Raw genomic sequence first — 19,599 nt, 5'->3', positions numbered from 1 at the left:
GGTCTTTCCAAATGAAGGCGGTCAAATGGGATATGGAGCGGTTCTGATGGTGCGCAAGGCTTTGATGTCGGTGATATTTGTTTGCTGCGGTTTTGGGGCCACAGCCGAACAGGTCGTAATCGCAGCCTTAGGCGATTCCCTGACACAAGGCTATGGGTTGCCGGAAGAGGACGGGTTTGTACCGCAGTTGGACCGGTGGTTGAGGGCACAAGGCGCGGATGTACGCCTGATCAACGCCGGTGTATCCGGCGATACCACAGCCGGAGGCGCCGCGCGCGTGGGCTGGACTTTGACGCCGGACGTGGATGGTATCATCGTGGCGCTAGGCGGTAATGATCTGCTGCGGGGGATCGATCCGGCAGTGTCGCGCAGTAATCTTGAGGCAATTGTAAAAGTGGCAGACAGCTCGGAGGTCGATATCCTGCTGGTCGGCATGCAAGCGCCGGGGAATTATGGGGCGGACTACAAAGAAGCGTTTGACGCGATCTATCCCGACCTCGCGACAGCATATGAAACGGGTTATGCGCCCAGTTTCTTTGCCGGGCTGACAGCCGGGGGCGATCCGGATGCCGCCCGCAACTACATGCAATCAGATGGTATTCATCCGAACGCCGCAGGTGTGACCTTGATCGTTGAGAACCTAGGTCCATACGTGTTGGAGCTTGTGAACGCCACCCGTCAGTGATCAGACGACAGTGACCACGGTGCCGATGGGCACACGTTCATACAGATCGACCACATGTGAATTTAGCATGCGAATACAGCCGTTGGATGCTGCCCGCCCAATGGTTTGCGGCTGCGTGGTGCCGTGAATGCGGAAATAGGTATCGACACCGTTCTGGAACAAATACAGCGCCCGCGCCCCCAATGGATTGTCGCCCCCGCCGGGCTGGACATAGTCATTGTCCTTGAACTTGGCATAGGTGACGGGCTCGCGTTCGATCATCTCATCAGTCGGGCGCCAGGTCGGCCACTCCTTTTTGACGTCGATCGTGGCGGTGCCGGTGAATTCCAACCCCGCTTTACCCACCCCGCACCCATAGCGGACCGCCTTGCGCGGTTCGGTAACGTAGTAGAGGTAGAAGGACCGGGGAACGACAAGCAACTGACCCGGCAAAAACTCTTTCTTGATCCGCACGTATTGCGGCGTGGGATCGTATTCGACAGCTTTTTGCTTTGCGATTGCAACACCGGGCAAAAGGCTGGTGGCAGCAGTTGCTGTCAGGAAAGTACGGCGCGTGAACATGGCAGCTCTCTTCAACAAAACACAAAAATCTTGACCCTAATGTCGGAATGATAGCCGATCTGGTCAATCGCCGGAGAGAAGTAACCTGTTTGTGATGTATTCGCCGGGACACACTTGCGGACGGTGGTCAAACGCAAAAGTGGTCGTCCAGTAAGGAAAAGGGCAGAGAAATGCTCTGCCCTTTCATTGACTTACGCCAACTGAATGTCGTCGGCGCTTTCGCGGCCGTCACGACCCGAGCGCAGCTCGTACGTGACTTTCTGATTGTCGGCCAGGCCGGTCAGACCCGAACGCTCGACAGCTGAGATGTGTACGAAGATGTCTTTGCCGCCATCTTCGGGTGCGATAAAGCCATAGCCTTTGGTGGTGTTGAACCATTTTACGGTGCCTGCGGGCATATCCGTTGTCTCCTGTTTAGTGCTGCCCACGGTGTTGCGGCAGCCCGGCGTCGTTGTCTGTATCGATAGACTGAGCGCCGTAGAAGGAGACAGTAGGTCGAAATAGAAAAACGTGTGCCCGTCAGATATGGCATTTGCACAAGCGCAGGGCAAGAGAGTGCTGAAGGCGATATCCTTCAGTAGGCAATTGGCCGTTCGGTTAAGGGCGAGTCAAATCTTGTAAATCTTGCTTTCCTCAGGAAACATTGTTCGGATCGCCTTCAGACTTTGGTCTGACAGAACAGCGGGTCTTTGATCACTTGCGGCCTTTCCAACCCCATCCGATTGATTAACGTGTGGAAGCGCCTTTTGTTTGTTCTTGGCGCTGGAAAGTGGCTTAAGTCTGCGAGACCGCCAAGCCTCGGACAAAGCTGGGAATCTACGATTTTCAAGCTTGCTGGTTAGCCACCTGTTCAGTTTCTCAGTGTTTTCAAGCTGAAACACGTTTTTGACGTGGTTGACGCCTGCGCGGTCGATGGCATGTGCTTCTAGGCTGAGCGGGGAAAGGTTCTGGGTCGAGATCCATTTGGGCGCAAGTTCCTGCCAGGCAGGGTTCATGCCAACTTTGCCGAATTGAATCCATTCTTCAAAGTCGATTGTCGAGTTTTCATTCCAATCGGATTGATAATTGTAGAGACAATCAGCATCAGGTCGAAAAAACCGATAATATGACCAGAGCATATCAACCGGATTACGGATGGTCATGAAATAGGTCAGCTTTGGGTGATCCGGGTACAACTCTGCCAGCTTTGCTTTGACATAGGGCGCCGTATCATGCGGGTGAAAATGCTCGACCGTTTTGGCCACATCGACAGCAAAATCACCGTCATCCTTTGAAAGAAAAGGGCCCAGATGTCTGCGGATTGATGTGGAACCACAGCGTGGCTTGGATATGAAAACAAGCCCCTTTGAGAAAAGCACTCTCACAAATATTGTCCTTTTGTTACTCGTCTGCTGCGGCTGTGATGTGACCAACAGTTGCAACCTGACCCACTTTTTTCCAATTGCCAAGCTGGTCTGACCTGGGTGATGCATCGTCGAACATCCAGTCAGGGTGCTTTGATCTGCGGTCTTCAGTTGGAAATCGGTAGCTCTTCGACAGTCATTCGGTATTGTTTTGACGCAACAAAACACCGTGGCAGGTGTTCGATCACTTCGTCGATCGGATCGTAAACAAGATCGGCTGCAGCTTTGAGTTCTGCCGGAATGTCTTTTGGCACACGCTCGCGCCGTTCAGGGGGCCTGAAGTCCAATCCAGTAAAGCGCGAGATGGTTTCCTGATATTCCCAAAGCGCGTCATAGTGAACGCACAGAACAGGGACGTCTTCATATGTCACCCATTCCTTGATCTGCCGCGCCTGCTGCAGCACATCGCGCTGAAACAGTTCGTCATAGGTGCCGGTGGCATGCAGGTGATGAAAATGCAGGTCGATCCAATCTGCGCCGTATCTGTCCAGCGCGGAATAGACGGAAAACGCGGAATCCTTAGCAGACCCAAAACAAAAAACGACCCGAGTGTTCTCGGGCCATGAAGAGAGGGGCTGAGGGTAATCGTGTGTCTTGTACACGCAAGGCGCGTGAAATGTTGCGTCGTCCAGCCGGGCGATGAAGTTCGATTTTTTCGCAGCTTCCCTATCAACGTCTCTTAGCGAATCCGCAAGGGCCAGAAAGGTCATTGTGCTACCTGACCGGCCATTGCTGGCGACGATGACGCAATTTTCCGGCGCGTTTTGCGGGATGCGCTTCAAACGCCGGGGGGCCAGCCTTTTGCGTACGCTGCGCATCCATTTTTCTATACGTGCTTCGATGAAACCGTTCATCGCGCAAACTTTTTGTGCTTCAACCGCTTGGGCTCCAGCGCATCTGGTCCCAAACGACGCTTCTTGTCCTCTTCGTAATCTTCGAAGTTGCCCTCGAACCATTCCACATGGGCATCACCTTCGAAGGCCAGTATATGCGTACAGATACGGTCCAGGAAAAAACGGTCGTGGCTGATGACCACCGCGCAGCCGGCGAAATCGACCAGGGCGTCTTCTAGCGCTCGCAGGGTTTCGACATCCAGATCGTTGGTCGGTTCGTCCAGCAGCAGGACGTTGCCACCCTCTTTCAACAGACGGGCCATGTGGACGCGGTTTCGCTCACCCCCGGACAGCAGCGAGACTTTCTTCTGCTGGTCGCCGCCCTTGAAGTTGAAGGACGAGCAATAGGCGCGGGAATTGACCTGCGCGTCGCCCAACTGGATGATCTCGGCACCGCCGGTGATCGCCTCCCACACGGTGTCGTTGTCTTTCAGGTCGTCGCGGGACTGGTCGACGTATGACAATTCAACCGTGTCGCCCAGCGTGATGGTGCCGCTGTCGGGCTGTTCCTGACCGGTGAGCATCTTGAACAGGGTCGATTTACCGGCACCGTTGGGGCCGATGACACCGACGATGCCGCCGGGGGGCAGGGCAAAGTCCAGACCTTCGATCAGTTGCTTGTCGCCCATGTGTTTCGACAGGCCTTCTACCTCGATAACCTTGCCACCAAGGCGCTGGCCGTTGGGTATGACGATCTGGGCGCGGGTCAGCTTTTCGCGTTCGGACTGTTCGGCCAGCTCGTTATAGGCGTTGATCCGGGCCTTGGATTTGGCCTGACGGGCCTTCTGGCCCTGACGCATCCATTCCAGCTCGCGCTGCAGGGTTTTCTGCTTGGACTTGTCTTCGCGCGCTTCTTGCTCCAACCGTTTGGCCTTTTGTTCCAGCCACGCGGAATAGTTGCCTTCGTAAGGAATGCCGCGGCCACGGTCGAGTTCGAGGATCCAGCCGGTGATATCATCCAGAAAATACCGGTCGTGGGTGACGATCAGAATGGTGCCCTTGTAGTCGATCAGGTGCTGTTGCAGCCATGCGATTGTCTCGGCGTCCAGGTGGTTGGTCGGTTCGTCGAGCAGCAGCATGTCGGGCGCTTCGAGCAGCAGTTTGCACAGCGCCACGCGGCGTTTCTCACCGCCCGAGAGGTTGGCGATGTTGGCGTCGTCCGGCGGGCAGCGCAGCGCCTCCATCGACACGTCGATCTGGCTGTCGAGATCCCACAAGTTTTCCGCATCGATCGCGTCTTGCAGGGTGGTCATTTCCTCCATCAGCTCGTCCGAGTAATTCTCGGCGATCTCCATGGCGATCTCGTTAAACCGGTCGACTTTGGCCTTTTTCGCAGCCACGCCCAGCATGACATTTTCGCGGACTGACAGCGATTCATCCAACTGCGGTTCCTGCGGCAGGTAGCCAACCTTGGCGCCCTCAGCCGCCCAAGCCTCACCAGTGAAATCGGTGTCGAGGCCGGCCATGATCTTCATCAGCGTCGATTTACCCGCGCCATTGACGCCGACAACACCGATTTTCACGCCAGGCAGAAAGCTCAGGTGGATGTTTTCAAAGCACTTCTTGCCACCGGGATAGGTCTTTGAGACTCCCTGCATGTGGTAGACATATTGATAGGCGGCCATGTCGCGTCCTTTGGGTCGGGGAAATTGGGTTGAAACGCTAGATATCTAAGCGGGGCGGGCGGGGCAAGCTGGTGGTTTTGTGAATTTCTAATGGCCTCGAATTTAGTTAGATCTATTCGCTGAGTGGGAGCTAAAATGTCGAATTTGGCGGAATTGATAGCTGGCTGGGCCAAGCCGGGTTGTGTCGATTGGATTGGATTGCGACCTGAGCGCTGCAAAGAAATGCGCGCGGTTGATAATATTATGATTTCAGCCGACGGCCTAGAGGGCGACCGGGGTCGCGCTGGCAAAAGGGCTGTGACTCTGATCCAGCAAGAACATCTGGCGGCGATTGGTTCCTACTTGGGGCAAGGGCCGATTGCCGCCGACATCCTACGGCGCAACTTGGTCGTGTCGGGGATCAATCTGGCGGCGCTCAAGGGGCGTGAGGTGCAGGTTGGCGGGGCTATATTGCGCTTTACAATCATCTGCGCGCCGTGCAGCCGGATGGAGGAGGCGCTGGGCAAGGGCGGCTATTCCGCCGTGCGTGGGCACGGGGGATGGTGCGCCGAGGTCATCAGGTCCGGACGGGTCCGGCTGGGCGATCTGGTGCAACCGGTTGATTGACAAGCCGCTTCAGTTCTGAACATCAGCAAAGGATGTTGCGAAGCGATATTCCATATGCACGGCCTGGCCAGGTCGTTGGTCTGTTCGGCGGGTCTTTTGATCCACCGCATCGCGGCCACGTGCATGTCTCGCTTGAAGCGATGAAGGCGTTTGGGCTGGATCGGGTTTGGTGGCTGGTGTCTCCGGGCAATCCGTTAAAGGCGCGTGGACCTGCCCCGCTACAGCGGCGCATCAAGGCTGCGCGGGACGTCATGCAGCACCCCAAGGTCAAGGTGACGGATATCGAGGCGCTGACCGGGACGCGGGCGACGGCGGATACGCTGGCGGCCTTGCAAAAACTTTATCCGCAGGTGCGGTTTGTCTGGCTGATGGGCGCGGACAATCTGGCGCAGTTTCATCGCTGGAAGGATTGGCGGCTGATCATGGACAGCGTGCCGGTGGGGGTTGTCGCACGGCCGGGGGATCGGATCTCGGCACGGATGTCGCCTGCGGCGCGGCTTTACGCTCAATATCGCATTGACGGCCAAGCGCGGCATTTGCTGGGGCGGGCGCAGGCACCGGCGTGGTGTTTCGTGAATGTACCGATGGTCGATGTCAGCTCGACCGAGATTCGCACACGCGGTGGCTGGGATGGAGGGGTGTTGCCTGAATAGCCCCCATGCGGGCATAATCACATTCAGTGGTTGTTTGCCTGTGATCTCTGGGATTTTAATTGACCCATGGTTGATCGTATTTCGCGTCGTTTGTTTCTTGCGGGCCTTGGGGCCTCGATTGCATCGGGCTCAGCGCTGGCCGATGCTCCTGTCCAATCCTTGCGACCGCAGCTGCGGGGGGACCTGCCCAGCGGGGCCGAGCGCCTTATCCAGTCCGCCGGGTTGCGCGGAGAGGTTGTGTTTGCAGTCGCTGATGCAGAGACCGGTACGCAGGTTGAGGCGTTTGGCGGCGATCAAGGCTTGCCGCCCGCCAGTGTCGCCAAAGCGCTGACCGCGCTTTATGCGCTGGATGTTCTGGGCGCGGATTATCGGTTTGAAACCTCGTTGATGGCGGACGGGCCGATTGAGAATGGCGTGTTGAATGGTGACCTGATCCTTGTCGGGGGCGGCGACCCGTTGCTGGACACAGATGATCTGGCCACGATGGCCGCCAATCTGCGCGAGGCCGGAATCACCGAGGTGCGCGGGGCCTTCAAGGTCTATGATGGAGCTTTGCCCTATGTGTTTAGCATTGACCCCGGGCAGCCGGATCACCTGGGTTACAGCCCGGCAATCAGCGGCATCTCACTCAATTTCAATCGCGTCCATTTCGAATGGAAGCGCGCTGGTGCCAGTTATGACGTGAGTATGGATGCGCGCACCGCCCGATATACTCCTTCTGTGGATATGGCGTCGATGCAGGTCGAAAAGCGAAGTTTGCCGATATACACCTATCAGCCAAGTGCGCGGCAGGATCGCTGGACCGTTGCCCGCGGTGCGCTGGGCAATGGTGGCGCGCGTTGGCTGCCCGTTCGCAAACCTGCGCTTTATGCAGGGGATGTTTTCCGTACTCTGGCGCGGGCAAATGGCATTGTGCTGGGGCGCGTACAGATCACGCGGCAGACCCCGCAGGGCACTGTTTTGGTGGTGCATCAGAGTGATCCGCTGGAAAGTATTCTGCGCGGTATGCTCAAATATTCGACCAACATAACGGCCGAATTGGTCGGTATGACGGCTTCGAAAGCCCGCGGAGCAAATATGCAAAGCCTCGCCGATTCCGCCGCTGAAATGAATCGCTGGGCGGTCGAGACCTATGGTGTGAACGGGATTGCGATGGTGGATCATTCGGGGCTTGGCGATGCGTCGCGCGTTGCACCCGCGGATTTGGTTACCGCGCTGGTGGTGGCGCGCAAAGATGGCGCGCTGCGGCCCTTGCTCAAGAAATTTACCCTGGCGGACCGTCAGGGACGGCCGGTCAAGGATCACCCGATCAAAGTAGACGCAAAGACCGGGACGCTGAATTTCGTGTCGGGATTGGGCGGCTTCATAACTGCACCGGATGGCTCCGAATTGGCCTTTGCCATCTTTACCGCTGACGTTGATCACCGCGCGACCATTCCCCGTGCGCTGCGCGAGCGTCCGGAAGGCGCGCGCAGCTGGAACAACAGGTCGCGCAAGCTGCAACGCGCATTGATCGAACGTTGGGGAACGTTACAGGGCAGCTAGGATCAGGTCGTGTGGCGCGCCCGTGCGCCGCGCTCGATCGCTGCGGCGTGCAGACGGTCAATGCTCAGCTCGTAGCGGATTTCTTCCAGCAGGCGCAGTTCGGTTTCCGCAAGCGACCCGTCCGCAGCGGCCACATCGCAAGCCAGCGCATAGGCCGTTTCATTCAGCCGCTCGGGAAGGTTATCGCGGATCAGGCCGAAAAGTGCATCCAGCCCGTCCTCTTGCTCGAACAGGTCGAACACCGTCTGAGATACTCGGCGCGTACGGTCGATATCGTATTCGGCAAAGACAGGTAACATGTTGACTGCGCCTTCGATCTTGACCAGCTCGGCCGTGCGAATGGTTTCATCCGATGCAGAGACCGCGACCATGATCGCAACCAGGCAATCCTGTGGGGACATCGGGTGGGGTACTTGTTCGGTCATGGTGTCGTCCTGATTGGGCTTTTTGCGCTCGCACGATAGGAGGGCTGGCGGGCAGGTTCAACGGATTTTGCCCCTGACCGATCAGAGAATGGGCAACGGGCCGCGTGTTTTGGTCTGGCGCAGCACAAAATTGCTGCGCGTGTCGCGGACAAGGCCGGATTTCAGCAGCCGTTGCATAATGAAATGTTCAAGGTCCTCGGGCGTCTTGGCATAAACCTTTAGGATAAAGTCGTGGTCCCCGGTGATTGAGGCGCATTCGACGATTTGCGGCTCGGTTGCGACCAACCGCAGGAATGAGGTGATGCTGTCCTCTTGATGATCGCGCAATGCGACGTGAACATAGGCAATGGCGTCCAGCCCGACCGATTTGGCCCGCACCTGCGCAATGTAGCCTGATACCACCCCGGATGCCTCAAGATCGCGTACGCGCCGCCAACATTGCGAGGCGGAAAGACCGGTTCGGTCGGCAAGCTCTTGCATAGACAGGCGGCCATTGGTCTGCAGCTCTTGCAGGATGGCGATATCAGCGGGTTGGAGGGTTTGTTTCACAAATTGTCACCTTTCGATATATATTTGCCAAAATAATTAGAAACCATCGATTGTCCAAATCAAAACCTTCAAGTCGCGTGGCTATACTTTTCCTGCGGAGGGAATGCAGATGCCAAAGTCGACCAAATACATCGCCAAAGTGGCTGATGAACGCGGCCATATCGCCTATACAGAAGAAGAGGACGCCGTTTGGGCTGACCTCTATGCTGCGCAAGCAGAGAACGTGCAGCGTTTTATGGCGCGAGACTATCTTGAAGGGTTGGAAAGGCTGGACTTGCCAAAGACCCGCGTGCCTTCTTGCGCGGATATCTCGGAACGGCTGTTGGACATGACCGGCTGGCGGGTTCAGCCTGTGCCAGCGCTTATCGGGTTCAAGACATTCTTTGGCATGCTGGCAGATAAGGTGTTTCCCGCTGCGTCCTTTATTCGGTCACGCGAGGATTTCGATTACATTGAGGAACCGGATATTTTTCATGAAATTTTCGGTCATACCCCGCTGCTGAGCGATCCACGCTTTGCGGCGTTCAGCCATGCCATCGGCAAGGCAGGCGTGCAGGCTGATGACAAGGACTATGCCTGGCTGATCCGACTGTATTGGTTTTCGATCGAATTTGGGTTGCGTCGTCAGGATGGTGTGATCAAGGCGTTGGGGTCGGGGTTGGCGTCCTCGCCGACAGAACTTGTCTATGCCGTCGAAAGCGGCATTCCTGATCGGGATCCGTTCGATGTGCTGACGATCCTGCGCACGCCTTATCGGATCGATATGCACCAGATGGGCTATTTCGTGTTAAACTCACCCGAGGAACTTTTTGCCGCCGCCGACCGCGATTTGCTGGCAGACGTGCGGCAGGCACAATCCCTGGGATTGTTGCCAAACAAGTTCCCGGAAAAGGCAACCGCAGCGGAGTGAACGGATCATGACTCTAACAGGAGAAACCTGCAGCCTATCGGACCGAACCTGTGTGCCCTGTTCAGGTGGCGTTCCAGCTTTGACGCGGGATGAGGCGAACACGCACATGGCGGAGCTTTCGTCCGATTGGAATCTGGACGCTGATGCGAAAGAACTGAGCCGTCACTACAAGTTTAAAGGGTTCGCCAAGGCCACCTATCTGGCCAATCTTTGCGCGTGGCTCGCCGATCAGCAGGGGCACCACCCGGATGTCACCTTTGGCTGGGGTTATGTGGATGTCAGACTGACCACGCATGAAATTGGTGGTCTAAGCGAGAATGATTTCATCTGGGCGGCCAAACTGGACCAGTTGACCATATAGATCAGCCTTCCATACAGGAAATAACCAGCGCTTTATTGACTCATGCTGCACCGGCACAATAGGAGGGTCCGGTCGGTTGCATGGGGTGACCGGCGCTGTTTTTCCCGATGGAGCTTGTCTAAAAATGTCTGAACTGCGTGAAACCGCGATTGCGTCCAAGGCCTGGCCTTTCGAAGAGGCGCGCCGGGTGCTCAAACGCTATCAGAAAGCGGCTCCGGAAAAGGGATACGTGCTGTTTCAGACCGGCTATGGCCCGTCGGGTCTGCCGCATATTGGTACATTTGGCGAGGTTGCACGGACCTCGATGGTCCGTCACGCCTTTGAACAAATCAGTGACATCCCGACCAAGCTGATCTGTTTCTCGGACGACATGGACGGTTTCCGCAAGGTGCCGACCAACGTGCCGATGCAGGAAGAGCTGAAAGAAGACCTGCATCTGCCGCTGACCAAGGTGCGCGATCCGTTTGGCACCCATGCCGGGTTTGCCCAGCACAACAATGCGATGCTGTGCGATTTCCTGGACAGTTTCGGGTTTGAGTACGAGTTCGCCTCGGCCACGGATTATTACACCAGCGGTCGGTTTGATGAGATGCTGTTGATCGCGTTGGAGCGCTTCGACAAAATTCAAGAGATCATGCTGCCGACGCTTGGGCCGGAACGGCGCGAGACCTATTCGTGCTTCCTGCCGATCAGCCCGAAAACCGGGCACGTGCTGCAAGTGCCGACGCTGGAGCGCAATGTCGCTAAGGGCACGATCGTCTATCAGGAACCCGACGGCGAGAAGGTCGAAATTCCGGTCACTGGCGGTAACGTCAAGATGCAGTGGAAGCCGGATTGGGCGATGCGCTGGGCTGCGCTGGGTGTGGACTATGAGATGTCGGGCAAGGACCTGATCGACTCGGTCACGCAGTCGTCCAAGATTTGCCGAGCGCTGGGCCAAAAGCCACCCGAGGCGCTGAGCTATGAGCTGTTCAACGACGAGCAGGGTCAGAAGATTTCCAAATCGAAGGGCAATGGCTTGTCGATGGAGGAATGGCTGACCTATGCCGCGCCTGAAAGCCTGTCGTATTTCATGTATCAAAAGCCCAAGACGGCAAAGCGCCTGTATTTTGACGTGATCCCAAAGGCAGTAGACGAATATCATCAGCAGCTGCGAGCCTATCCGGGGCAGGAGCTGAAGGCGCAGTTGAACAACCCCGTCTGGCATATCCATGGTGGTGATGTTCCTGCATCCACACTGATGGTGCCGTTTGCGATGTTGTTGAACCTCGCGTCCGTTTCGGGGGCTGAGGATAAAGAGGCACTGTGGGGCTTTATCCGCCGCTATGCACCTGAGGCGACGGCTGAAACGCATCCGGATTTGGATCAGGCGGCTGGCTTTGCCGTGCGCTATTTCAACGATTTCGTCAAACCTACACGTCAGCACCGCGCCCCGACGGATCAGGAACGCGAAGCGTTGGAGGCACTGAAAACTGCGTTGGAAGCTTATGACGGCCCCATTGAGGATGAAGCGCTGCAATCGGTGGTTTATTCGATCGGGCGAGAGCGGTTCGATCCCATGCGCGGTTGGTTTACTGCGCTGTATGAGGTGTTGCTGGGCGCCTCGCAGGGCCCACGTTTTGGCGGCTTCATCGCGCTGTACGGCGTACCGGAAACCATCGCGCTAATCGATAAGGCGCTGGCCGGAGAGCTGGTCTGATTTGACCTGATACCGCTTGGGGCTACTCTTTCAACAGGAGGTGGTCCCATGCGCCGTTTATTGCTTGCCCTTTGCATAAGTGCCGGATTGGCCTCGGGCGCGTTTGCCCAAAGCGCCGAGATCGAGAAAAACATCGCGGCGCAGATTAAGGCGTTTGAGGCTGATGATTTTGCCACCGCCTTTACCTTTGCCAGCCCCAATATCCAGCAACTGTTTCAAACGCCCGAGAATTTCGGCGTCATGGTTAGGCGCGGCTATCCGATGGTCTGGCGTCCGGCGGAGGTTCGTTTTCTGGAATTGCGCGAGGTGGCCGGGGCGCTGTGGCAAAAAGTCATGATCACTGATGACGCTGGCAGGGTGCATATCCTGGACTATCAGATGGTGCAGATGGACAACGGTTGGAAGATCAATGGCGTGCAATTGCTGGGCAATTCTGATCCGGCAGCTTGATGCAACACCACCGTCACGGTGATATGAGCGGCGGTTAATCCCTTTTCGGTACTCAGGCTTTTGCGTTCGGGGCGTGTGTCTCCGGGCACTGGGTTTATGCGCGCTGATGCGGCGCGATTGGGAAAGGGATTTCTATGAACAAGGCAATCACCGACGGTATCGTGTTCACGCCGCCTGCTTTCGCAAATGGTTTGAACGTGTGGTCCAGCGGCGACGGGACGCCCGGCTCGCCTACCTATGAGGGATCGGGCACCGGCGCATTTGTTCCGGCGGATGCGGATTTTGCGGGCTGTCTGGAAATCCTGAAAGTCAGCACCACCCAGCGCCTGCGTTACATGGGGCAGACGCCGTTGATGCCGGGCTGTTACCTGCAAATCAAGGCTCGGGTCAAAGCCATCAGCGGCCCGCTGCCCGAGGTACGTATCGCCGGATGGGCTGGCGGTGCCGGGGATGTTCAGGTTACCGGTGTGGTCGAGCAAGGCCCGGCCACGCAGCTTTCGGGCTATGGCACTGTGCACGAGATCACGGCCATAGTCGGCACCGGCCAGCGTCCTGGTGTAGACATGCCGTGGGGTGTGGAGGCGCTGTACGGGCATTTCGGCTTGGACATCGACGGTGCGAACGGGGCTGTGATCCGAGTAGATGATATCGAGATTTCGGATGTCACCGGCGTGTTCCTGCGCAATCTGATCAGTCTGGTCGATGTCCGCGATTTCGGCGCGGTCGGGGATGGCGTGGCGGATGACTCAGCTGCGTTCGAGACCGCGGATCAGGCTGCGAATGGTCGTCGTATTTTCGTGCCCGAGGGGACCTATCTGCTGGCGCAAAACACGTCGGTGGCATCCGAGATCGAATTTGAAGGCACCGTAACGATGCCGGATGACAAGATGCTGCTGCTGACCAAGAATTTTGATCTGCCGACCTATATCAATGCGTTTGGTGATGAAATGCGGGCCTTTAAAAAGGCGTTTCAGGCGTTGCTGAACAATTCTGACCATGAATCGCTGGATATGGGTGGGCGCAAGGTATCGGTAACCGAGCCCATCGATATGGCCGCTGCTGTTCCGAACCGGCAAACCGGATTCTCGACGCGCCGTGTGATCCGCAACGGACAGTTCGACGTCAAAAGCAGTACGGCCTGGGACACCGAAACCTTTACATCGGTCGCGACCTACAACCCGAACGATCCCACCCGGTTGGTGAACGTGGCGAATGTGGCCAATATTCCGGTTGGTTGTCTGGTACAGGGGAGCGGGGTCGGTCGCGAGATTTACGTGCGTTCGAAGAACGACGGCGCGGGTGAAATCACGCTCAGCGCGCCGCTCTACGATGCGTCTGGTACGCAGACATTCACGTTCCTGTCTTTCAAGTATCTGCTGGATTTCAGCGGTTTCAGCACGCTGCGCAAATTTGGAATGGAACAGATCGAATTCCAATGTAACGGCCGCAGCAGCGCGATCCGTCTGGCCCCGTCAGGCAGCACCTTTGCATTGGCGAACTGTTTTGTCAGCCGCCCCAAAGATCGCGGAATCACGTCTATCGGTAACGGTTGTCAGGGCATGTTGATCGATACGTGTCAATTCCTGTCCACCGAAGAATCCTTTAACGTCCCAGACCGTTCGTCGATCGCGCTAAACGCGACGGCCAACGACGTCAAACTGCGCCACAACCGGGCCGTACGGTTCCGCCATTTTGCGGTTCTGGGTGGCACCAACAACATGATCCTCGGCAATCACTTTTTTCAGGGCGACAGCATTCCACAAGGTGTACGCAGCCCTGGACTGGTCATGATCGGCACTTACAACAGCTCGACAATCTCGGGGAACTATATCGACAATTGCTCGATCCTGTGGACCAACGAACGGGACGCAGATCCGGTTTACACAACCGGGTTTTCCTTCAGCTCGATGGCCATTACCGACAATATCTTCTATTCCAGCGAGGCCCCGCCCTGGTTCACTTACCTCATTGTTCGTCCCCATGGTGCAGGACACTTCCTGAACGGTGTGATCGTGACCGGAAATAAGTTCCGCGCAACAAGCGGTGGTATCACGCGGGTGGAACGGGTGGATACCTCATTTGCCAGTATGAACAACTATGCGCATCGCAATGTGATGTTTGAAAGCAATACCTTTCACGGCGTTGACCAAAAAGTTGCGAACCCATTGCGGGTCAAGCATACGCAAGGAACCGCAGCGCAAGCCTGGTCCGTTCAGACAGCCGGAGAGCTGCCCTTCGGGGGCTATGCGCGTAGTTGCGACGCGGTTACGGCATTGGGAGCTTTGAGAAATACATTCGGCGCGGTGACCTATGCCACCCCCTATGTGCAGTTAGAACAAGGTGCGTCGAGAAACGCGATCAACCTGCGCTGGCCCGAGGCGGTCCGCGGAAAAGTCTCGACCCTCATTCGTATGGAAAGCTGACAACTGGGATGGCCACCCTTTTGCAGGGTGGCCATTTCACCGGTCTCAAAACTCTTCCCAAAGCGCGATTTTCAAACCCGTATCGTTGCGGGCATCGTTGCGTTCAAGGCCCAGCACCCAGGTGGGCCCTTTGTCGCGCGCACGGATCATGACCGAGGGCCTGGCCCTCCAAAATAACGAGTGTCCAGAGGTATAAGCCGTTTCCACCTGGATCAGAGGATTGAGCAATCGATCTGACGAAAGGCCCGCCGTGATATCCAGTTTGCGATAAACCGCGTCATGTGTGCGAATTTCCAGGGCCGTGTCGACCGCAACCCAACCGTTGCCCCAACCGGTTTGAAACCCTTTGCCATAGGACAGGGTCAGTTTGTACATCGCCCAGGCGTCCAGTTGCCTGTGGTGGGCACCGGCCCCGAACTCGGCCGCGAAACGCCCCCATTTGTTGAAATCGGCCACGGGAACCCGGGCAAACAACAGGGCGTGTCCGTAGAAATCCCGGCTTTGTTCGAAATCTACCCCGATTGTGAGGTTCGGCCTGTATCCGAATTCAGCATAAAGCGCCGTTTTGTAATCATAGCTGCCGTCACGGTCTTTGAATGCAGTGACCGAGGCCGCGGTGAACGCTGCGTCCTTCTCACGCAGCCATGCGCCGGACCAAGCCGGGGCTGCGGCAAGCAGCAATACCAGAAAAGCGAGAATCCGGAACATGCACGCAGTTTCCGCAAGCATGGTTAACGGTTGGTTAGTGTTTTGTTTGTTTTCTGGAAACCAATCCAAGGCGGCGTGTCGTTTAAGGAAACACAAGACCTTTCCAAATCATGTGTTAAGCTTGCAAAAGAAAAGGGAGATTCCAGATGCCGAAGATTTCCAAGACCGCGAGCGTCCAGACTGTCATCACCACTTTTGAGATGACACCGGGTACCTGCCACGATCTGTTGGATGCGTTGACCGACGCCTACGCCGAGTTTATCTCGAAACAGCCGGGATTTGTTTCCGCAGGGCTGCATGTGAACGATGCGCAGACGCGGATTGCCAACTATTCCCAATGGAACCGTCGTGAGGATTTTCTGGCAATGTTGCGAACGCCGGAAATGCGCGATCGCAATCGCAAGATCAACGAGATGTGTAAAAGCTTTGAGCCGGTGATGTATGACGTGGCCGAGACTTTTGGCAGTTCCTGACCTGCATCAAAGCCTTAATCGGTAAAATTGGGTATGGTGGCTGGAGAAAGTAGAGGCTCACCATGTATCACAACATTCTTGTTCCAATTTCATTTGATGCCGATCGGGATATCTCCGGCCCGCTGAAACTGGCCGAGATTTTGGCAACACCAGATGCTCAGGTGACACTGCTGCATGTGGTCGAGCATATTCCGAACTACGCGATTTCCTACATGCCGCCGGAATATCTGACCGCGGCCCGCAAGGCGGTCCAGGGCGAGCTGGATGAGTTGGCGGCCAAGCTGTCCAATGCGACGGGTGTGGTGATCGAAGGGCATTCCGGGCGCACCATTCTGGACTGGGCGGAATCCCACAAGCCTGACCTGATCATCATGGCCTCACACCGGCCTGGCATGCAGGATCTCTTGTTGGGCTCAACCACAAACCACGTGGTTCGTCACGCCGCCTGTGCGGTTCACGTGGTGCGCTGATCAGGCCGCAAATCGCTGGGGGCAAGGCGCCAGGCCTTGCCGAAACCTCCGTTCAGAACGGCGTCTGAAATGGCGAAACGCACAAAGCTGAAATCGGTGAAATCGACATAGAGTTTCGATTTGGGTCGCAAGGTCAGATACCGCGACCGCAAGCTGGCATGTTCGGCGTTTTCACGGGCAACGAACGTGGCTGTGGCATGCAATGTCAATCGGGGATGGGTCAGCGGGTCGCCAGTGTTACCGGGTTCTCCGATTAGCAACGCGCAGACCGGATTGGCACGCAAGGCGGCTGTATGATCCGCCAATGTCGAAATCAGGGTCATAGGGCTGCCCGCGTCATCCGTGGCCAGGGCGATGCGCGACACCGAAGGCACCCCTAAGTCCGGTCGCAAAGTGGCAAGCGCACCACAGGTTGCGCCCTCGATCAGATCACGAGTCAAACATCGGGCGGTCTCATCGACCGGGTGAAATGGGCTGGATTGGCTCATGATGTGCGTGCTTCTAGCTGTTTGAAACACGCAAAAGATACCCCCTATGCCCTCCCTGTGCGAGGGCTGGTTTACGGGTCAATTGGGGTCTCGGTTTCGCCACAAATCGAGGGTAACAGAGGGACATGCAGTTTAGAAAACCCACCCCTGAAACGGAATCTTCTGCCCCGAAGGTTTCGCGGCGTCAAAAACGGGCAGAGGCGCAGCGGAAACGCGCATTATCCCCGGTTCGAATTTTCCTCATGGTCCTGATGCTGCCGGTGACGATTATGGGTATCGTCGTGGGGGTTTATCTGCGGACGTCTGAGTATAGGCACGAAGAAGCTTTGCTTCACCTGATTGCCCTGGCCGGGTGCGGCGCGATTGAAACCATTGTGCCGGGGCCATTCGTTGAGGGCGGTCCTGGGTATCACCCGCGCAATGACCCCGATGGCGATGGTGTGGCCTGCGGAACGCAAAGGTCGATTTCCGGGCAGAGCGCAGTGCCGCAACCAGCTGAAACGCCCAGATCGCGGACAGTCGGCAACGCCAAATTCCTGCGGCCTTGACCCCAATTCTAACAGAATCCCCGTGACTGTGGTACACTCCGCCGGACGCGCCGTTTTGGCCGTCATTGGGGGATTTCGCCCAGATAGCGAGGAAAATCATGTTTGCACGTATTACTCAGTTCAAGATGAAGCCCGGAATGCGGGATGCGGCCGAGGCAAAGATGAACGAGCTTAAAGATCAGATTATGGGCATGGAAGGCATGCACAGCTTTACCAATGTCATGAATGAGGACGGTACCGGTTTTGTTGTGGCCGTGGTTCAAAGCGAGGAAACCTCGAACGCCAACGCCCCCAAAGTGGCGGCGCTTTGGGGACATTTTGCCGAATTCCTAGAAGGCCCGCCATCACCGGCCGGGTTCGACGTGGTTGTCCATTGGGATAAAGGATAGGTCCGCGTATTCAGGGCCAAATTTCTCAACTCTAGTACCAGACTTTTTCAGGAGGAATGTTCAATGAACTTTTCGAAATGCGCAGCTATGGCTTTGATCGCAAACCTGTTTTCCGGTGCGGCCATTGCCGACACATCCAAAGATTTCCTGACGGCGACCAAGGTGTCCCAGATTAAGGATATGGGCGCACAGCAAATGGACGGGGCGTCGATAGAAAAGATCGTCTCGGGGAAAACTCTCAAGAGTTCCAACTGGACCTTAACGTTTTAAAAAGACGGAAAACAGTCTTCAACGGCAAATGACGGATCATGGACAGACAAAGGCACGTGGTCGGTGAAAGGCAATGAACTCTGCCGGGAATCTGATACCTCTGGTAAGGGTGAACTCTGTTCGAAGGTCTATTTTATGGGCCGTGACCTGAGATTCACTGACGGCAAACGCAATTTGCATGATTGGTGGGTCAGCTACTAAACGCATGGCAAGAAAGTAAGCGAGAGGATTGATCTTCTCGCTTGCTTTCAGTTGATCCTGCAAGCCAAGATCGGGCCATGACCCGTAATGAATTCAACAGCTTTTGCGCCAGCCTCAAAGCCACCAGCCATGTGGTGCAATGGGGCAATGCGGATGTGTGGAAGGTGGGCGGCAAGGTCTTTGCGATCTGCGGTTGGAACGACGGGCGTGATGCGTTTACCTTCAAGGCCACCGATCTGGCTTTTGAGGTGCTGGGTGATGAGCCCGGCATCCGCCCAGCGCCTTATCTGGCCTCGCGGGGGATGAAGTGGCTGCAGGTCTATGAGGAACGCGGAATGAGCGATGCTTCCCTGCGCGAGCATATCGTGACGTCCTATGATCTGGTCGTGGCCAAGCTGACCAAGAAGGCGCGGGCCGAATTGGGCGTCTAACCTTTCATCGCGTGCAGCAATTCCAGCAGACGTTTTCGGTCGTCATCATCGGCGTAATCTCCGATCGCCAGACGCTGGGCGATGTTCAGGCGCAGGCGTTCGTGCTGGGTACGCACTTCTTCTCCGGCGGTTTCTGCCAGAGTTTTCATAATCGCCGCTACGGCCTGCTGGCGCTTGGTGGTGGGGTTGGCGATGTAATCGACAAGGCTCTGCTGCCCGGAATCGAGGATGTTTTCGGCCAGATCGCGCAACTGCTCACCATTGGGCAACAGCGGGGTCGGGGCGTTCTCGGGCGGCAGGATTTCCGGCACGCTGCGCGGGGTCTCTGCCAGCGCATTTGCGCCGTCAACGAAGGCCTCGGTGATCATACGGGTGATCTTGATCGCGCGCGGGTCCTTGAACAGGGCCGAGGCGATGGCCACACCGTAATCGGTATAGACCCACGGATTGACCCGCCGTCCGCCACGGCCCTTGGGTTTTGAGATCACATTCTGTGATTGCAAATCGGCGACCTCGGCATCGGTCAGCTGAAAGCGGTAGCCCTCGAACAGGTCCTTGTTGCGCGAGACGGCCTGATTGAAGGCGCTGACGGACTTTCCATAGAACTGCGCCAGATCCTCGGCCAGCACCACGCGAGTGCCGCGCACCCGGTGAATGGCGTTTTGGACCTCATGGGTGCTGGGCAGGCTTTTGGGGTTCGTCATGGCAACCGTTTGGAATCACAATTTGTGATTTCAAACGTGGAGGAGTGCGCGCTGGGCTGCAAGGGTGGAGTGTGGGAGGCAGTGGCAATTCACCAGCCTTGCTCACAAGCAATAGCATAGGGCCAAAGC

The 19,599-nt window shown here is 56.6% G+C and carries 25 protein-coding genes; 15 read left to right on the top strand and 10 right to left on the bottom strand.

Annotation, left to right across the window (positions count from 1 at the left end; all coding sequences use genetic code 11):
* The first annotated feature begins 25 nt into the window (after positions 1-25).
* The gene (locus tag ACR0JB_RS11725) at positions 26-685 is read left to right on the top strand and encodes an arylesterase (protein WP_480789943.1); all 660 of its coding nucleotides are present in this window, start codon (positions 26-28) and stop codon (positions 683-685) included.
* Here ACR0JB_RS11725 and ACR0JB_RS11720 read toward each other — a convergent pair whose 3' ends face one another.
* The 5 genes from ACR0JB_RS11720 to ettA all read right to left on the bottom strand — a co-directional run bounded on the left by ACR0JB_RS11720 (position 686) and on the right by ettA (position 5,167).
* On the bottom strand, positions 686-1,246 hold the full coding sequence (locus ACR0JB_RS11720; RefSeq protein ID WP_170350548.1) for a L,D-transpeptidase: 561 nt from the start codon (positions 1,244-1,246) through the stop codon (positions 686-688).
* A gap of 191 nt (positions 1,247-1,437) precedes the next feature.
* Positions 1,438-1,644 (bottom strand): cold-shock protein, encoded by a 207-nt coding sequence (locus ACR0JB_RS11715; protein ID WP_170350547.1) that lies wholly within the window; start codon positions 1,642-1,644, stop codon positions 1,438-1,440.
* 210 nt (positions 1,645-1,854) lie between these two features.
* Positions 1,855-2,718: a sulfotransferase family protein gene (locus ACR0JB_RS11710; protein ID WP_480789942.1), complete on the bottom strand. Its 864-nt coding sequence runs from the start codon at positions 2,716-2,718 to the stop codon at positions 1,855-1,857.
* A 38-nt stretch (positions 2,719-2,756) separates the two neighbouring features.
* Positions 2,757-3,503: a hypothetical protein gene (locus tag ACR0JB_RS11705; RefSeq protein WP_480789941.1), complete on the bottom strand. Its 747-nt coding sequence runs from the start codon at positions 3,501-3,503 to the stop codon at positions 2,757-2,759.
* Positions 3,500-5,167 carry an energy-dependent translational throttle protein EttA gene (ettA, locus tag ACR0JB_RS11700; protein WP_170327107.1) on the bottom strand — a complete coding sequence of 556 codons (1,668 nt, stop codon included), beginning with the start codon at positions 5,165-5,167 and terminating at the stop codon, positions 3,500-3,502. The genes ACR0JB_RS11705 and ettA overlap by 4 nt, the downstream gene beginning before the upstream one ends.
* A gap of 135 nt (positions 5,168-5,302) precedes the next feature.
* Between ettA and ACR0JB_RS11695 the strand changes: the two genes are divergently transcribed.
* The 3 genes from ACR0JB_RS11695 (at position 5,303) to dacB (ending at position 7,971) form a co-directional block, all read left to right on the top strand.
* On the top strand, positions 5,303-5,773 hold the full coding sequence (locus tag ACR0JB_RS11695) for an MOSC domain-containing protein (protein WP_170397262.1): 471 nt from the start codon (positions 5,303-5,305) through the stop codon (positions 5,771-5,773).
* A gap of 32 nt (positions 5,774-5,805) precedes the next feature.
* The gene (locus ACR0JB_RS11690; protein ID WP_170397268.1) at positions 5,806-6,426 is read left to right on the top strand and encodes a nicotinate-nucleotide adenylyltransferase; all 621 of its coding nucleotides are present in this window, start codon (positions 5,806-5,808) and stop codon (positions 6,424-6,426) included.
* Positions 6,427-6,492: 66 nt separating this feature from the next.
* Complete coding sequence (dacB, locus tag ACR0JB_RS11685; RefSeq protein WP_170397270.1) at positions 6,493-7,971, top strand: D-alanyl-D-alanine carboxypeptidase/D-alanyl-D-alanine endopeptidase; 1,479 nt, start codon at positions 6,493-6,495, stop codon at positions 7,969-7,971.
* A 2-nt stretch (positions 7,972-7,973) separates the two neighbouring features.
* Here the strand turns inward: dacB and ACR0JB_RS11680 are convergent, their stop codons facing one another.
* Together ACR0JB_RS11680 and ACR0JB_RS11675 are read right to left on the bottom strand one after the other, a co-directional pair.
* Positions 7,974-8,396 (bottom strand): tellurite resistance TerB family protein, encoded by a 423-nt coding sequence (locus ACR0JB_RS11680; protein WP_170350540.1) that lies wholly within the window; start codon positions 8,394-8,396, stop codon positions 7,974-7,976.
* Positions 8,397-8,477: 81 nt separating this feature from the next.
* Positions 8,478-8,945: an Lrp/AsnC family transcriptional regulator gene (locus tag ACR0JB_RS11675; protein WP_367648190.1), complete on the bottom strand. Its 468-nt coding sequence runs from the start codon at positions 8,943-8,945 to the stop codon at positions 8,478-8,480.
* Positions 8,946-9,054: 109 nt separating this feature from the next.
* Here ACR0JB_RS11675 and phhA point away from each other — a divergent pair, with 109 nt between their 5' ends.
* The 5 genes from phhA to ACR0JB_RS11650 all read left to right on the top strand — a co-directional run bounded on the left by phhA (position 9,055) and on the right by ACR0JB_RS11650 (position 14,788).
* Entirely contained in the window at positions 9,055-9,855 is an 801-nt protein-coding gene (gene phhA / locus ACR0JB_RS11670; protein WP_170506853.1) for a phenylalanine 4-monooxygenase, read from the top strand.
* Between the two features lie 7 nt (positions 9,856-9,862).
* Entirely contained in the window at positions 9,863-10,216 is a 354-nt protein-coding gene (locus ACR0JB_RS11665; RefSeq protein ID WP_170361502.1) for a 4a-hydroxytetrahydrobiopterin dehydratase, read from the top strand.
* A gap of 124 nt (positions 10,217-10,340) precedes the next feature.
* Positions 10,341-11,915, top strand: a complete 1,575-nt coding sequence (locus tag ACR0JB_RS11660) for a lysine--tRNA ligase (RefSeq protein WP_170397274.1) — start codon at positions 10,341-10,343, stop codon at positions 11,913-11,915.
* Positions 11,916-11,963: 48 nt separating this feature from the next.
* A complete protein-coding gene (locus ACR0JB_RS11655; protein ID WP_170397276.1) occupies positions 11,964-12,365 on the top strand; it encodes a DUF4864 domain-containing protein in 402 nt (133 codons plus the stop codon).
* Between the two features lie 134 nt (positions 12,366-12,499).
* Complete coding sequence (locus ACR0JB_RS11650) at positions 12,500-14,788, top strand: glycosyl hydrolase family 28-related protein (RefSeq protein WP_170397278.1); 2,289 nt, start codon at positions 12,500-12,502, stop codon at positions 14,786-14,788.
* Positions 14,789-14,833: 45 nt separating this feature from the next.
* Here ACR0JB_RS11650 and ACR0JB_RS11645 read toward each other — a convergent pair whose 3' ends face one another.
* Positions 14,834-15,496 (bottom strand): hypothetical protein, encoded by a 663-nt coding sequence (locus tag ACR0JB_RS11645; protein WP_480789940.1) that lies wholly within the window; start codon positions 15,494-15,496, stop codon positions 14,834-14,836.
* Between the two features lie 146 nt (positions 15,497-15,642).
* On the opposite strand from ACR0JB_RS11645, the gene ACR0JB_RS11640 reads away from it, so the two are divergent.
* Together ACR0JB_RS11640 and ACR0JB_RS11635 are read left to right on the top strand one after the other, a co-directional pair.
* A complete protein-coding gene (locus ACR0JB_RS11640) occupies positions 15,643-15,969 on the top strand; it encodes an antibiotic biosynthesis monooxygenase family protein (RefSeq protein ID WP_170350533.1) in 327 nt (108 codons plus the stop codon).
* A gap of 62 nt (positions 15,970-16,031) precedes the next feature.
* Positions 16,032-16,439, top strand: coding sequence for a universal stress protein (locus tag ACR0JB_RS11635; RefSeq protein ID WP_170350532.1), 408 nt, complete (start codon positions 16,032-16,034; stop codon positions 16,437-16,439).
* Here the strand turns inward: ACR0JB_RS11635 and ACR0JB_RS11630 are convergent.
* Positions 16,424-16,927 (bottom strand): HugZ family pyridoxamine 5'-phosphate oxidase, encoded by a 504-nt coding sequence (locus ACR0JB_RS11630; RefSeq protein WP_480789939.1) that lies wholly within the window; start codon positions 16,925-16,927, stop codon positions 16,424-16,426. The two genes, ACR0JB_RS11635 and ACR0JB_RS11630, sit on opposite strands and share 16 nt — an antisense overlap.
* Before the next feature lie 242 nt (positions 16,928-17,169).
* Here ACR0JB_RS11630 and ACR0JB_RS11625 point away from each other — a divergent pair, with 242 nt between their 5' ends.
* The 4 genes from ACR0JB_RS11625 to ACR0JB_RS11610 all read left to right on the top strand — a co-directional run bounded on the left by ACR0JB_RS11625 (position 17,170) and on the right by ACR0JB_RS11610 (position 18,766).
* Positions 17,170-17,475 carry an excalibur calcium-binding domain-containing protein gene (locus ACR0JB_RS11625; protein ID WP_226689361.1) on the top strand — a complete coding sequence of 102 codons (306 nt, stop codon included), beginning with the start codon at positions 17,170-17,172 and terminating at the stop codon, positions 17,473-17,475.
* Between the two features lie 98 nt (positions 17,476-17,573).
* Entirely contained in the window at positions 17,574-17,864 is a 291-nt protein-coding gene (locus ACR0JB_RS11620) for an antibiotic biosynthesis monooxygenase family protein (RefSeq protein ID WP_170350529.1), read from the top strand.
* A gap of 63 nt (positions 17,865-17,927) precedes the next feature.
* Positions 17,928-18,134, top strand: coding sequence for a hypothetical protein (locus tag ACR0JB_RS11615; RefSeq protein ID WP_480789938.1), 207 nt, complete (start codon positions 17,928-17,930; stop codon positions 18,132-18,134).
* A 278-nt stretch (positions 18,135-18,412) separates the two neighbouring features.
* A complete protein-coding gene (locus tag ACR0JB_RS11610) occupies positions 18,413-18,766 on the top strand; it encodes an MmcQ/YjbR family DNA-binding protein (protein WP_170397290.1) in 354 nt (117 codons plus the stop codon).
* Here ACR0JB_RS11610 and ACR0JB_RS11605 read toward each other — a convergent pair.
* Complete coding sequence (locus tag ACR0JB_RS11605) at positions 18,763-19,470, bottom strand: ORF6N domain-containing protein (RefSeq protein WP_170506848.1); 708 nt, start codon at positions 19,468-19,470, stop codon at positions 18,763-18,765. The two genes, ACR0JB_RS11610 and ACR0JB_RS11605, sit on opposite strands and share 4 nt — an antisense overlap.
* Positions 19,471-19,599: the final 129 nt, after the last annotated feature.

The sequence above is a fragment of the Ruegeria sp. BI7 genome (genome assembly GCF_056537925.1).
This window is presented reverse-complemented; position numbering and strand designations above follow the sequence as displayed.

What these genes read in the sequence shown, in the direction of transcription:
- ACR0JB_RS11725 (WP_480789943.1), top strand. Translation starts at nt 26, where the DNA reads ATGGGATATGGAGCGGTTCTGATGGTGCGCAAGGCTTTGATGTCGGTG.
- ACR0JB_RS11720 (WP_170350548.1), bottom strand. Translation starts at nt 1,246, where the DNA reads ATGTTCACGCGCCGTACTTTCCTGACAGCAACTGCTGCCACCAGCCTT.
- ACR0JB_RS11715 (WP_170350547.1), bottom strand. Translation starts at nt 1,644, where the DNA reads ATGCCCGCAGGCACCGTAAAATGGTTCAACACCACCAAAGGCTATGGC.
- ACR0JB_RS11710 (WP_480789942.1), bottom strand. Translation starts at nt 2,718, where the DNA reads ATGCATCACCCAGGTCAGACCAGCTTGGCAATTGGAAAAAAGTGGGTC.
- ACR0JB_RS11705 (WP_480789941.1), bottom strand. Translation starts at nt 3,503, where the DNA reads ATGAACGGTTTCATCGAAGCACGTATAGAAAAATGGATGCGCAGCGTA.
- ettA (WP_170327107.1), bottom strand. Translation starts at nt 5,167, where the DNA reads ATGGCCGCCTATCAATATGTCTACCACATGCAGGGAGTCTCAAAGACC.
- ACR0JB_RS11695 (WP_170397262.1), top strand. Translation starts at nt 5,303, where the DNA reads ATGTCGAATTTGGCGGAATTGATAGCTGGCTGGGCCAAGCCGGGTTGT.
- ACR0JB_RS11690 (WP_170397268.1), top strand. Translation starts at nt 5,806, where the DNA reads ATGTTGCGAAGCGATATTCCATATGCACGGCCTGGCCAGGTCGTTGGT.
- dacB (WP_170397270.1), top strand. Translation starts at nt 6,493, where the DNA reads ATGGTTGATCGTATTTCGCGTCGTTTGTTTCTTGCGGGCCTTGGGGCC.
- ACR0JB_RS11680 (WP_170350540.1), bottom strand. Translation starts at nt 8,396, where the DNA reads ATGACCGAACAAGTACCCCACCCGATGTCCCCACAGGATTGCCTGGTT.
- phhA (WP_170506853.1), top strand. Translation starts at nt 9,055, where the DNA reads ATGCCAAAGTCGACCAAATACATCGCCAAAGTGGCTGATGAACGCGGC.
- ACR0JB_RS11665 (WP_170361502.1), top strand. Translation starts at nt 9,863, where the DNA reads ATGACTCTAACAGGAGAAACCTGCAGCCTATCGGACCGAACCTGTGTG.
- ACR0JB_RS11660 (WP_170397274.1), top strand. Translation starts at nt 10,341, where the DNA reads ATGTCTGAACTGCGTGAAACCGCGATTGCGTCCAAGGCCTGGCCTTTC.
- ACR0JB_RS11655 (WP_170397276.1), top strand. Translation starts at nt 11,964, where the DNA reads ATGCGCCGTTTATTGCTTGCCCTTTGCATAAGTGCCGGATTGGCCTCG.
- ACR0JB_RS11650 (WP_170397278.1), top strand. Translation starts at nt 12,500, where the DNA reads ATGAACAAGGCAATCACCGACGGTATCGTGTTCACGCCGCCTGCTTTC.
- ACR0JB_RS11645 (WP_480789940.1), bottom strand. Translation starts at nt 15,496, where the DNA reads ATGTTCCGGATTCTCGCTTTTCTGGTATTGCTGCTTGCCGCAGCCCCG.
- ACR0JB_RS11640 (WP_170350533.1), top strand. Translation starts at nt 15,643, where the DNA reads ATGCCGAAGATTTCCAAGACCGCGAGCGTCCAGACTGTCATCACCACT.
- ACR0JB_RS11635 (WP_170350532.1), top strand. Translation starts at nt 16,032, where the DNA reads ATGTATCACAACATTCTTGTTCCAATTTCATTTGATGCCGATCGGGAT.
- ACR0JB_RS11630 (WP_480789939.1), bottom strand. Translation starts at nt 16,927, where the DNA reads ATGAGCCAATCCAGCCCATTTCACCCGGTCGATGAGACCGCCCGATGT.
- ACR0JB_RS11625 (WP_226689361.1), top strand. Translation starts at nt 17,170, where the DNA reads ATGGTCCTGATGCTGCCGGTGACGATTATGGGTATCGTCGTGGGGGTT.
- ACR0JB_RS11620 (WP_170350529.1), top strand. Translation starts at nt 17,574, where the DNA reads ATGTTTGCACGTATTACTCAGTTCAAGATGAAGCCCGGAATGCGGGAT.
- ACR0JB_RS11615 (WP_480789938.1), top strand. Translation starts at nt 17,928, where the DNA reads ATGAACTTTTCGAAATGCGCAGCTATGGCTTTGATCGCAAACCTGTTT.
- ACR0JB_RS11610 (WP_170397290.1), top strand. Translation starts at nt 18,413, where the DNA reads ATGACCCGTAATGAATTCAACAGCTTTTGCGCCAGCCTCAAAGCCACC.
- ACR0JB_RS11605 (WP_170506848.1), bottom strand. Translation starts at nt 19,470, where the DNA reads ATGACGAACCCCAAAAGCCTGCCCAGCACCCATGAGGTCCAAAACGCC.